Here is a 12542-nt window from a genome sequence, read left to right as displayed (position 1 = left end):
AATATGAACATCGTTTTAAGGCCAGCAGTCGCAGATGATTTGCAAAAAATATTAGAAATCGTCAACCATTCTATTTTACACACAACGGCGAATTACAGCTATGAAATTCAGACATTAGAAGTTCAGAAAAAATGGTTTGAAGATAAAACAGCTAAAAACCTTCCGATTGTAGTAGCCGATCTAGATGGTGAGGTAGTTGGTTTTGGCAGTTATGGACAGTTCCGAGAAAAAATAGGCTATCAATTTACGGTAGAACATTCGGTTTATGTAGTAGATCATATTATTGGAAAAGGGATTGGTTCTAAACTTTTGACAGAATTAATTCGATTGGCCAAAGAGCAAGGCTATCATGTTATGATTGGTGCAATTGATGCTGCTAATGCAGGAAGTATTGCTTTTCACGAAAGATTTGGCTTTGTAGCAACAGGAACAATTCGGGAAGTTGGCTATAAGTTTGACCACTGGCTGGATTTGGTTTTTATGCAGTTAATTTTGAAATAAGTTTTTAACCGCAAGGGCACTAAGATTTACGCAAAGTCCGCAAAGTTTAATCAACCTCTGCAGCTCCGAACCTCTGTTCCTTTGAACCTCTGTTCCTTTGAACCTTTGAACCTAAAAAAAAAATCCTCAAACTTAAAATTAAGTTTGAGGATTTTTTGGTTTAGATAGTTACGCTGTTAACTTTTAATCCAATTGATAACTTCTGGATCTGTTGGTAAAGTTCTTGGTTTGATTACTTTTACCAATTCTCCTTTTTCATTAATTAAGTATTTTTGAAAATTCCATTCTACTTCAGAATCTTGCAAACCATTTTTAGATTTCTGAGTCAGGAATTTATAAACTTCAGACATATCATTTCCTTTAACCGAAACTTTGTTCATCATTGGGAAAGTTACACCATAATTCTGCTGGCAGAAAGACTCAATTTCTTTGGCTGTTCCAGGTTCCTGAGAAGCAAAATTGTTTGCTGGAAAACCTACAATTACAAAACCTTTATCTTTATATTCTTTGTAAATAGCCTCTAAATCTTTGTACTGAGGTGTCAAACCGCATTTTGAAGCTGTATTGACAATCATGATTTTTTTGCCTTTTAAAGTTGAAAAATCAAAAGTATCTCCTGATAAATCTTCAACTTTAAATTGATAAATGTTTTCTTTTGTCATAACTTCTGTTTTAGGTTTATGGCTTGTTTGTGCCTGAATTTGCGAGGCTATCATAAATAATGCACTGCAAACTAAAATTGCTATATTTTTCATCGTATAATTTTTTATAAAATTAGCTAAAATACGCTTATCAAAAACGGTTTTGCTTCGTTAAATTATATTAATCAAAAGTTAAATAAAAAAATGAAGCCTAACGTTAATCAGACGTTAGGCTTCCCCCCATACAAACAAATCAAACCATGAATTAATTATTATGCAATCTTTTTATATAAAATATATTTTTATTTAAATTATAGTTGATGACTCGGTTATAGTGAAAACTTTCTTAACCCCCACGGTCAAAACGAACTTTCAAAATGTTGTCAAATGGCTTGTATGTTGTAAAATTTTAACTTCTTATATAATTCGAAATGACCATTAAAAAAATCTTCGATTGGAAGTCCGAGTGCATCAACTATACTATATGTCAGCTTTTTTATTTTTAAATTTTAAAGAACTTCATTTGTTTGCTATTGTTTATAAAGCTTTATAAACACACAGACAAAAACCAGCAGCACAACTATTTTTATAAAATTCATAATGTTAGCTTTAATTTATAATAATTAACAGCATCTTTTCTAAAATCATTTTTATTCAAAACACTTAATGCAAGAACAGTTGTTAATCCGATAATTAATATTTTAATTACATCTCTGCTGTTCATAATTACTGTTTTTAAATTGTCTTCAATTTATTATGATCTTTTTCTTACTTCTAAATACATTTACGTAACGGGATTGTTTTTGGTTTTAAAAAAAAGTAAAAAAAATCACATTTTTTTCAAAACCCTTTATTTTCCTAGGCTTTGGACTACAAAAAAAATTAAAAAAAAACTAAAAAAAATAAATTATCTTTATAACTGGTAACCAACTTGCATCTAACTTTATATATTTAAACTTAAAATCCAAATCTATGAGTCAAGAAGAATTATTAGTTTTAATTTACAAAAAAGATGAAAAAGCTTTTACGCATTTGTACGACATGTACTCTAAAAGTTTATTTTCTGTCATTCATGTCTTAATCAAAAATCGAGAAGAAGCAGAAGATGTTCTTCAGGACGTTTTTGTCAAAATCTGGAAAAACATCGATTCTTATAATGAAAGTAAAGGCCGATTTTATACTTGGATACTTAATATTGCCCGCAATACTTCGATCGACAAGCTTCGTTCTAAAAACTTTAATAACAGCCAAAAAAACCTTTCCTCAGATAATTTCGTAAATCTGTTAGATGACAGTAATAAATTAGCTAATAAACTTGATGCCATTGGGATTCAGGAGTTCGTAAAGAAACTAAAACCAAAATGTATCGAAATCATCAATTTGTTATTCTTTAAAGGATATACCCAGCAAGAAGCTTCAGAAGAATTGGCGATTCCGCTGGGAACTATCAAGACCCAAAACAGAAACTGTATTAACGATTTACGTAATTATTTAAAAATATAATGGAAGCACAAGAATATATAGAATCAGGAATTCTAGAGTTGTACGTTTATGGCTTATTGAGCGAAAAGGAAAACCTAGAAATAGCTGAACTGGCAAAAAATAATCCTAATGTTGATCAGGAGATTATTTCGATCGAAAAGGCCATTATAGCTTTATCATCGAGCTTCTCCCCTTTCCATTCTGTGGAGAATTTTGAAAAAATAAAAGCTCGTTTAGAACTTAAACACGGTAAAGTAGTCGACATGAAACCCGCTTCAAACTGGTCTCAATATGTGGGCTGGGCTGCAGCTGTATTGTTATTGCTAGGTTTAGGTTACCAAACCTTAGAATTAAACAAAACTCAAGACGCAATCTCTACTGTTGGAAATGAAAAAAATAAAATTCAAAGAGAATTTGCGTACTTAGATCAGCAGAATAAACAAACTGAGAAAAACCTAAGTATCGTAAGAGATATTAAAAATACTGGTGTAACTCTGGGCGGTCAGGCTGTTTCTCCTTCCTCTTTTGCAAAAGTATATTGGAACAAAGAAACAAAAACGACTTATATTGATGCTGCCGGTCTGCCGGCACCTCCAAAAGGAATGGTTTACCAAGTTTGGTCTTTAAAATTAAGTCCTGTTCTTACACCAACAAGTATTGGTTTACTGGATAATTTTGAAGGAAATACACAAAAAATCTTTGCTGTAAGTCAAACCGATTCTGCAGAAGCTTTCGGAATTACACTGGAACCTGCTGGAGGAAGTTTAACTCCTACAATGGAACAACTTTATACTTTAGGAAAAGTTTAAACTTAATCTTTTATAAAAACGAAAAACGCATATTAAATTTAATATGCGTTTTTTTTTTTTACTATTTTTAATAACATGTAAGTCAGTAATTTATAACTATAAATCGAATTGTAAATGGAAATTGTATGTAAAAATTGCCATCAGGTTTTTAATGGTCATTACTGTAATAACTGCGGTCAGCCAGCAGATACCCATAAAATAAATTCTCATTTTTTATGGCATGATATACAGCATGGTTTACTGCATTTTGATAAAGGGATCCTATATTCTTTAGGGCAGTTATTTACAAGACCTGGAAATTCTATACGCGAATTTATTGAAGGCAAAAGAGTCAGGCATTTCAAACCGCTGTCTTTAGTTGTTCTTTTGGGTACACTTTATGGTTTTCTGTATCACTATTTTCATATCAATTATTTTATAAATGAATCACAAGATGATACGCTGGATTACAAAACTATAAATGAATGGACGGCAACACATTTTTCTTGGGTAACTATTGCTACAATACCTTTATATACTATCGGAACATTTATTGTTTTCCGAAATCAGGGATATAACTTTGTTGAGCTTTTTGTATTGAATACTTTTAAAGCATCACAAAGACTTTTTGTTCAAATAATAACTTTTCCTATATTATTTTATCTCAACAATACCAATCACTTACAGCAGTTCTCGTTTGTAACTTACTTGATTGGTATGATATTAATATTTTGGACAAACATTCAGTTTTTCAACAAATTATCCAAAACAAAAGCTTTCTTTTTATCTTTATTAAGCCATATTATTTTTTTGATTTGTATTTTTTTTATTACAGGTATAATTTTGCTTCTTACGGGTAAATTTTCAGATTAAGTTGATATAGAAATTAAACAAAAAAAGGTTCAACGTTATGTCGAACCTTCTTTATCTGAATCAATAATTAATTTAATTATCTATTTTTTTACTTTTTTACTTTTATAGTATTTTCTATATTTTGGATAAGTAACTGCTCCAATTACAGAAATTGAGATCAAACAATAATAAACCCAGCTTAATGAATGCGCTTCTCCGCTTGCGTAAGAGTGTAAACCAACTAAGTGGAAATTTACTCCATAATAAGTAAATAGAATGGAAACAAATGCAAACATCGTCATTAAGTTAAAAAACCATTTTCCTCTTAAAGCAGGAACAAAACGAGCGTGAATTACAAACGCATAAATCATAATCGAGATTAGAGCCCAAGTTTCTTTTGGATCCCAGCCCCAGTAACGTCCCCAGCTTTCGTTTGCCCATTGTCCTCCTAAGAAGTTTCCAATAGTCAGCATGATCAAACCAATAGTTACAGCCATTTCGTTGATATAGGTAATCTCTTTTAAATTAAGTTCCATTTTGGCTTTATTTTTCTCAGTTGTAAAGAAAATCAATAGTAATGCAACAAAACCTAAAATAAAACCTAATGCAGTTGGACCATAACTACCTACAATAACTGCAACGTGAATCATTAACCAATACGAGTTAAGAACTGGCTGTAAGTTTGCAATTTCAGGATCAATCCAGTTCATGTAAGCAGCCATTAAAATCATAGCCGTAACAAAAGCAGATGATGCCACTGTTAATTTTGATTTTCTGTCAAAAGCCAATCCGAAGAACATTGTTGACCAAGCTACATAAACGATTGCTTCATAAGCATTACTCCATGGCGCGTGGCCAGAAATATACCAACGTGCAATTAATCCTACGGTATGAACCGCAAATAGCAATCCAACCATAATATGGAATGCATTTATCGTAATACGAAGCCACTTTTTCTCAAAGAAGATGTTTACAATAATAAAAATGAACATAAAGCTTGCTACTGTAATATACCAATACGGTAATTTTTGAAAAACGTCGTATTTGTTATAGGCAATCTCTGCATCAATTTTTTGTTCGCTTGGCCTTACTTTTCCTCCGAATTTCTTTTGAAAGCCATTGATACTTTCTACTAAATTATCGGCTGTGTCAAAGTTTTTGGCAATTGAACCATTGTTTAAAGCACTAAAATATAGAGGCAGAATTTGATTTACATAAGTAGAATCCATTCCTTTAAATCCATTATTATTACGCTCTAAATAAGAAACCCATTTGTGATTTGGATCATTTGGAACTGGAAATATTCTTAAAATACTACCACTTAAAGCAGACTCCATCAAGTTTACTTTTTTATCTGTTTCGATATAATCTTTCTCAAATTGATTTGGATTTGCAGCCTTATATGCAGCATCTAAATAAGGAGATAACTTATAATTTCCCTGCTCATCAAAGAATTTTACAAATGGAGCATATTTATCTTTTGAATCAATACCAATTATTTTACGAATACTATCATTTCCAGATTTAATATAAATCAAAGGAATTTGAATCCAAACCTGAGCGTATTGTGTCATAGACAAGAATACCTGATCAGAATTCATTCCGTTGTATTTGTCATCGTGGCTTACTTTACGAAGTAATTCAGAAGAAAATGTATTGATAGGCTTCATTCTTCCGCCCGCATCCTGAATAATCAAACGTCCAAATTTTGCCGCATGAGCTTCTGGCGCTTTATAAATATTCAATAAAGAATCTAATTGTTTCTTGCTTGGAGGTGCAGTAACGTGATTAGCGTGATCATTTGGATCAGCAGCATGATCGTGATCATGGTCATGAGAATGAACATGTGGTGATTGCTGTGCAAAACCACTCAAACTCAACATTAAAACTAAAATTGTAATTAGTTTTTCTTTTTTCTTTTTAACCCCGTCAAGTTTCTTTTTCAAGTCACCAAAACGAGAATGTTTGGTAAACATAATTGCCATTAAACCTATATAAAGCATAAAGTATCCAAAATAAGTTAAAGAAGTTCCCCAGAAATCATGGTTTACAGATAATACAGTTCCTTTTTCATCTGGATCAAATGAAGATTGAAAGAAACGGTATCCTTTATGATCTAAAACGTGATTCATAAAAATATCTGCATCAAAAGTTTCAGTAGAATCCTGAACTGTTACTTTACTTTTATAAGAAGAATAACTTTTTTCTGTTCCAGGATATTTTTCAGCTATAAAATCGTTCAATTTTACTTTAAATGGTAAAATATAAGCTTTACTTCCGTAGAACAACGAATATTCAATATTGCCAATTTTTACAGTTTTAGCTTCTCCAACCTGACCTTTAGAGCCCATCAACATCACTTCTTTTTCTTGTCCTTCTGCTTTAACTTTCACTACCAAAGCATCTGTATGAGATTTAGCTTTATAGTCGTTATTTGATTCATATTCTACTTTTCCTTTCATTGCAGGATCAGGGAATACGATACGGATATCACCAATACTATATAAAGAACGCATCATTAAAGGCTGTACATTATCTTTCGATACTTTTCCTTTAAATTGATCTGCCATTCGCATAAATTCACCTTCAAAAGGAGTTTGGATCGTATATTTTTCTCCAGTTGTATTGATGTTAATTGCTCCGTCAGTTGGTTTATTCAAAGCAAATAAAACATTATGAATGTTCTGAACTTCACCTTCTTTTAAGTAATGTTCTTCACGTCCGCCTGAACCAGCTTCAACTAATTTAAGATATAAAGTTCCGTTTGGATCTGGTTTAACCACTTCCTTCGCTCCCATTATATAATTAGAGTACGTTACTTCGAATGGAGTTTCGTCAAACTTTCCAGAAATATTGAAATCATTATTTGTAACAGGAGAAAATAAAAGACTTTTTTCAAAAACCCTTCTCTTCATTTCCCCTTTATATTCACCATCAACAAAAATGGTTAAAAAAGTTTTATCTGAATAAACCTGATTTTCTGCCGCGCCTTCGCGAATAGGCATCATTCCTTCATAACTAATATATCGTGTAATAAAAGCTCCTAAAAGAATAAAAATAAAAGACAAATGGAGTAATAAGGTCGCCCATTTTTCTTTTTTTAGCAATTGATAACGTTTAATGTTTCCGAAGAAATTGATCATAAAAACGAACATTATCGCCTCAAACCACCAAGTATTGTAAATAAGTATTCTGGCTGTATCGGTATTGTATTTACTTTCGATAAAAGTTCCAACACCCATTGCAATTGCGAATGTTAAAAAAAGAACAGCCATTAATCGTGTAGAAAACAAAAAAGAGAATATTTTTTTATCCATTTTTAAGGAATTACATTGTATAAAAGTGGCACAAAAGTACTTAAAAATGTTGATTTGAAGCAGGTGTATTTTGTTAATAAAAACCAAATATATAATACAAAAATTGACCAAATTCTCAGAAACATAACTTTATACTTACAAAAATACCAATCAATAGTTTCTCTTCGTTTTTCATTTCCTATTTACTAAAAATACCAAAATAAGATTATTGTACTTTAGCTTTGATAATTACAAAACAGAACTTCAAATAAAAATTATTTGAAACGTTATAATCTGCGACAAAACTTTTCGTTACAAATTATCTTTATAAAAAATAATACTAATTTTGCTCTTATGATTCAGATAACAATAATCGGTTCCGGAAATGTTGCACAACATTTGATAAAAGCTTTTGGAGCAAGTAAAACTGTAGAAATTAAACAGGTTTTTTCGAGAAATAAAGAAGCTTTGCTTCACCTAGTTGATTACGATAAGATTGTTACCGATTTGAATGAATTACAACCCGCTGACCTGCATATAATTGCAGTTTCAGATAATGCAATTTCTGAAGTTTCAGAACAGCTTCCCTTCAACAATCAATTTGTCGTACATACTTCTGGAACATCTTCAATCGATGTTTTAGATGAAAAAAATCGTCGTGGTGTATTTTATCCGCTTCAGACTTTTTCTAAGAATAAAAACGTTGATTATTCGATTATTCCTTTTTGTCTGGAAGCAGAAAACACAGCCGACTTTAATCTTTTGGATACGGCAGCTAAAAGTATCTCTACCGCTGTTTATTTGATAAACTCAGAACAGCGAAAAGCGCTTCATGTTGCGGCTGTTTTTGTGAATAATTTCACTAATCATTTATACCAGATTGGAGAAGAAATCTGTGAAGAAAATCAAGTTCCTTTTGCTATTTTAAAACCTTTAATTCAGGAAACAGCAGATAAAATCAATACGCTTGATCCAGCTGATGCGCAGACAGGACCCGCTAAACGCAATGATTCGGTTACAATCGATTCGCATTTGGCTTTTTTACAAAATGAAAACAAAAAAAATATCTATAAAATTCTAACACAATCTATACAGCATAATGGCAAAAAGTTATAAAGAAATAATGAATGACATCACAACCTTTGTTTTTGATGTAGACGGCGTACTTACAGACAGTTCTGTTTTTGTAACCAACGAAGGTGAAATGTTAAGAACAATGAATATTCGTGATGGTTTTGCCATGAAAGCAGCAATTGAAAGCGGTTACCATGTATGCGTTATTTCTGGCGGCAGCAATGAAGGCGTTCGCATTCGACTTCAAAACTTAGGCATCAAAGACATTCATTTAGGAACTCCTGATAAAGTTAAAACTTTTGCGTCATATACTGATCTTTATGATATTAAACCTGAAAATGTGTTGTATATGGGAGATGATATTCCCGATTTTCATGTTATGAAATTAGTTGGACTTCCAACCTGCCCGCAAGATGCGAGTCCAGAAATTAAAAATATCTGCCGTTATATTTCGCATGTAAAAGGCGGACGCGGCGCGGTAAGAGATGTAATTGAACAAGTTATGAAAGTACAAGGAAAATGGATGGAGTATTTTAATGGGAAACACGATTAAAGTTTTGCCGCAGTTTTCAGAAAATAAAAACCTCAGAACCTTAGAACCTTAGCCCCTCAGAACCTAAAAAAAAAATGAAATTTCTAAAACTTATTCGTTATAAAAACCTGTTGATGCTTGCTTTTATGCAGTTTCTCTTTCGTTATGCTTTTTTAAAACAACAGGACATTCCTTTGGCTTTGTCTGACTGGCAGTACGGATTATTAGTTTTAAGCACCGTTTTACTGGCAGCAGCGGGTTATGTTATTAATAATATTTATGATGTTGCAAGCGACAGCATCAATAAACCAAATGATGTTGTGGTGGGTAAAGGAATAAGCGAAACAGCAGCTTACAACATTTATATTGGTTTAAATATTTCTGGTGTTGCTATTGGTTTTATTTTATCGAATATTATTTTGAGGCCTACATTTGCTTCACTTTTTATTCTTATTGCCTCGCTTTTATATTTTTACGCGACAACTTTAAAGCAAATCATGATTCTGGGCAATTTTGTAGTCGCTCTGCTTCTTGCTGTCAGTGTTTTAATTATTGGTGTTTTTGATCTTTTTCCAGCAACGAACGGTCAAAATCAAGCACAAATGGCGAGTCTTTTTTCTATATTGACAGATTATGCTTTGTTTGCTTTCATGATTAATTTTATCCGTGAAATTGTTAAAGATATTGAAGATGTAAATGGAGATTATAATCAAGGAATGAATACTTTACCGATTGCTATTGGAATTAATAGAGCCGCAAAAATCGCTTTAGGATTTGCTGTTATTGCCTTTATATTATCTGCACTTTACTGCAATATTTATTTCATGGAAAACAAGCTTTACCTAGCTGTTTTTTATTCTTTTGTTACCGTTTTAGCACCTCTATTATATTTTATCGTAAAAATATTTACTGCAAAATCTCAAAAAGATTTTCATCATTTGAGTACGATTTTAAAACTTATTTTGTTCTTCGGAATTTTATCAATTCTGGTTATTGCCTTAAATATCAAATACAATGCTTAAAGAAAAACTAAAAAAATACAAAATCATTTTAGCTTCTGGTTCTCCAAGAAGACAGCAGTTTTTTAAGGATTTAGATCTTGATTTTGAAATTCGCTTAAAAGATGTCGAAGAAATTTATCCGCCAGAATTAAAAGCTGCCGCAATCACCGATTATCTGGCAGAACTAAAAGCCAAAGCCTTTGATGGTGAACTAATCGAAAATGAAATTTTGGTGACCAGTGATACTATTGTGTGGCATCAAAATAAAGCGCTGGGAAAACCAAAAAACGCCGAAGAAGCTTTTGAAATGATTAAATCGATGTCTAACACGACTCATGAAGTAATTACATCTGTGTGCTTTAAAACTAATGAAGGTTCTACCCTGCTGCACGACATCACGAAAGTTACTTTTAATGATTTATCTGACGAAGCTATCTTATACTACATCGAAAATTACAAACCTTATGATAAAGCTGGAGCTTACGGCATTCAGGAATGGTTTGGTTTTATGGCAGTTGCAAAAGTAGAAGGTTCTTATACAAATGTTATGGGACTTCCGACAGCCAAAGTTTACGATTTTTTGAGTACTTTAGTGTAAAAAATAATTTATGTTTTCCGTTAAAGAGTACAGCCGCGAAATATTAGCCACCATAATTCTTATTCTTGTTCTTGTTGTTCTTAGAATGATTATTGCCAAATTAATCAAGCAATTTGCTTCGACAAGTCACTTGTTTGAACATCGAACCAATTTGGTAATCAAGTACATTAATATTTTAATGAATATATTGGTTACCACAAGTTTAATCGTCGTTTGGGGAGTTGAAACACAGGATATATTTATTACTATTTCTTCTATTGCGACCGTAATTGGAGTTGCGATGTTTGCGCAATGGTCTATTTTAAGCAACATTACTTCGGGAATGATTTTATTCTTTTCCTTTCCGTTTAGAATTGGAGACACCATAAAAATACACGATAAAGATTTCCCGATTGAAGCGGAAATAGAAGACATAAACACCTTTCATGTAAGTTTAAAAACTAAAGAAGGCGAGAAAATTATTTTTCCAAACAATTTATTATTGCAAAAAGGAATTTCTATAATTCCTGCCAGATATGAGGAAAGAGAATTTTTTGATTAAAAACATAATGGGAATTGTATAACGCCGAAAAGAAAAGCTGGAACAAAAAATAGCAGATAAAGTGTAATATTTGTTTTATAAATTCAGCTAAATCTTTACAAAATGACTCGGTCTATTACTTTACCTTTTTATGCAAAACTGTGCTTTATTCTGGTTACTTTAATTTGTTTTGCATTTATTTTTTGTACTGGAAAAGATATTCTAACACCAGTTTTACTGGCCTTTTTATTTGCCGTTTTATTACTGCCAATATTTACTTTTCTAAACACAAAATTTAAATTTCCCAGACATCTTGCAGCAATAGTCTGCCTACTGATTTTCTTATCTTTTATCGTCGGAATTCTGGTCTTCATTTCCTATCAGGTTACGTATATGGCCAATGATTTTGATACGATAAAGAAAAATGCTAATTCTTTTATTATAGAAATACATAAATTTATTAGGGAGAACTTTCAGGTAAGTATCGGAGAACAAAAGAAATATATAGATACGGTTACTAAAGATTCCGTTAAAAATGGTCAGGCCACAATTGTTTCTTCCCTAATATCAATTAGCGATGTTCTTTTGGATAGTACGATTATCATTATTTATACGTTTCTATTTTTGATATATAAAGAACATTTTAAACTGTTTTTAGCAAAGCTGATAAGCCCAAAAAATCATCCAGTTTTAAAAGATATCCTTTCGCAGATAAAAGTTTCTGTAAATAAATATATCGTAAGTTTAATTATTGAAATGATTGTCGTTTCCGTGCTAACCAGTATAGGTTTATGGATTATCGGCATTAAATATTTTATTTTATTGGGATTGATTACCGGTATTTTAAATCTGATTCCATATATCGGAATTTTAATCGCTGGAATTATTACCGTTTTGGCATCTTTAACCGGATCTGCAGATACATCGGTAATTTTAGGAATTCTGATTGTAAATATAATTGTTCAATTTATTGATAATAATCTGCTTGTGCCTTTAATTATTAATTCTAAAGTAGAAATCAATGCATTTGTTTCCATCATGGGAATCATTGTCGGGGGCGCCGCAGCTGGAATTGCCGGAATGTTCTTAGCCATTCCGCTTCTAGCTATCCTAAAAATAATATTTGATAGAATTGAATCACTTGCGCCTTGGGGTTATTTAATGGGCAATCATGTGCCGCGGAAATTTAGATGGAGAACAAGAAAAACCGCCGTTGATAATTAAAAACGTACTTTATCCAACATATTCTTAAACACT

At 31.8% G+C, this 12542-nt stretch carries 13 protein-coding genes; 10 read left to right on the top strand and 3 right to left on the bottom strand.

The annotated features are described in order from the left end of the window. The first annotated feature begins 3 nt into the window (after nucleotides 1-3). Nucleotides 4-501, top strand: coding sequence for a GNAT family N-acetyltransferase (locus tag BSF42_RS00320; RefSeq protein ID WP_095951134.1), 498 nt, complete (start codon nucleotides 4-6; stop codon nucleotides 499-501). A gap of 176 nt (nucleotides 502-677) precedes the next feature. Here the strand turns inward: BSF42_RS00320 and BSF42_RS00315 are convergent, their stop codons facing one another. Further along, nucleotides 678-1256 (bottom strand): glutathione peroxidase, encoded by a 579-nt coding sequence (locus tag BSF42_RS00315; protein WP_095951133.1) that lies wholly within the window; start codon nucleotides 1254-1256, stop codon nucleotides 678-680. A 481-nt stretch (nucleotides 1257-1737) separates the two neighbouring features. Next, nucleotides 1738-1866: a hypothetical protein gene (locus tag BSF42_RS22750; RefSeq protein WP_256385332.1), complete on the bottom strand. Its 129-nt coding sequence runs from the start codon at nucleotides 1864-1866 to the stop codon at nucleotides 1738-1740. Between the two features lie 248 nt (nucleotides 1867-2114). Between BSF42_RS22750 and BSF42_RS00305 the strand changes: the two genes are divergently transcribed. The 3 genes from BSF42_RS00305 to BSF42_RS00295 all read left to right on the top strand — a co-directional run bounded on the left by BSF42_RS00305 (nucleotide 2115) and on the right by BSF42_RS00295 (nucleotide 4285). Further along, nucleotides 2115-2645, top strand: a complete 531-nt coding sequence (locus tag BSF42_RS00305; protein WP_057117904.1) for an RNA polymerase sigma factor — start codon at nucleotides 2115-2117, stop codon at nucleotides 2643-2645. Continuing rightward, a complete protein-coding gene (locus BSF42_RS00300) occupies nucleotides 2645-3433 on the top strand; it encodes an anti-sigma factor domain-containing protein (protein ID WP_095951131.1) in 789 nt (262 codons plus the stop codon). Before BSF42_RS00305 ends, BSF42_RS00300 begins: the two co-directional genes overlap by 1 nt. Before the next feature lie 114 nt (nucleotides 3434-3547). Further along, nucleotides 3548-4285 carry a DUF3667 domain-containing protein gene (locus tag BSF42_RS00295; protein ID WP_095951130.1) on the top strand — a complete coding sequence of 246 codons (738 nt, stop codon included), beginning with the start codon at nucleotides 3548-3550 and terminating at the stop codon, nucleotides 4283-4285. Nucleotides 4286-4365: 80 nt separating this feature from the next. On the opposite strand, the gene ccsA is transcribed toward BSF42_RS00295, so the two are convergent. After that, the gene (gene ccsA, locus BSF42_RS00290; protein ID WP_095951129.1) at nucleotides 4366-7581 is read right to left on the bottom strand and encodes a cytochrome c biogenesis protein CcsA; all 3216 of its coding nucleotides are present in this window, start codon (nucleotides 7579-7581) and stop codon (nucleotides 4366-4368) included. Nucleotides 7582-7914: 333 nt separating this feature from the next. Here ccsA and BSF42_RS00285 point away from each other — a divergent pair, with 333 nt between their 5' ends. From BSF42_RS00285 to BSF42_RS00260, 6 genes are all read left to right on the top strand, one after another. Then, entirely contained in the window at nucleotides 7915-8676 is a 762-nt protein-coding gene (locus tag BSF42_RS00285; RefSeq protein WP_095951128.1) for a Rossmann-like and DUF2520 domain-containing protein, read from the top strand. Next, on the top strand, nucleotides 8660-9187 hold the full coding sequence (locus tag BSF42_RS00280) for an HAD family hydrolase (protein ID WP_095951127.1): 528 nt from the start codon (nucleotides 8660-8662) through the stop codon (nucleotides 9185-9187). The genes BSF42_RS00285 and BSF42_RS00280 overlap by 17 nt, the downstream gene beginning before the upstream one ends. Before the next feature lie 74 nt (nucleotides 9188-9261). After that, nucleotides 9262-10188 (top strand): geranylgeranylglycerol-phosphate geranylgeranyltransferase, encoded by a 927-nt coding sequence (locus BSF42_RS00275; protein WP_095951126.1) that lies wholly within the window; start codon nucleotides 9262-9264, stop codon nucleotides 10186-10188. Next, complete coding sequence (locus BSF42_RS00270; RefSeq protein WP_095951125.1) at nucleotides 10181-10765, top strand: Maf-like protein; 585 nt, start codon at nucleotides 10181-10183, stop codon at nucleotides 10763-10765. The genes BSF42_RS00275 and BSF42_RS00270 overlap by 8 nt, the downstream gene beginning before the upstream one ends. 10 nt (nucleotides 10766-10775) lie before the next feature. Next, complete coding sequence (locus BSF42_RS00265) at nucleotides 10776-11306, top strand: mechanosensitive ion channel domain-containing protein (protein WP_095951124.1); 531 nt, start codon at nucleotides 10776-10778, stop codon at nucleotides 11304-11306. A 102-nt stretch (nucleotides 11307-11408) separates the two neighbouring features. Beyond that, nucleotides 11409-12509, top strand: coding sequence for an AI-2E family transporter (locus BSF42_RS00260; RefSeq protein WP_095951123.1), 1101 nt, complete (start codon nucleotides 11409-11411; stop codon nucleotides 12507-12509). Nucleotides 12510-12542: the final 33 nt, after the last annotated feature.

It is taken from the genome of Flavobacterium sp. ACN6, assembly GCF_002304005.1.
In the GTDB taxonomy this organism is placed as follows: Bacteria; Bacteroidota; Bacteroidia; order Flavobacteriales; family Flavobacteriaceae; genus Flavobacterium.
This window is presented reverse-complemented; position numbering and strand designations above follow the sequence as displayed.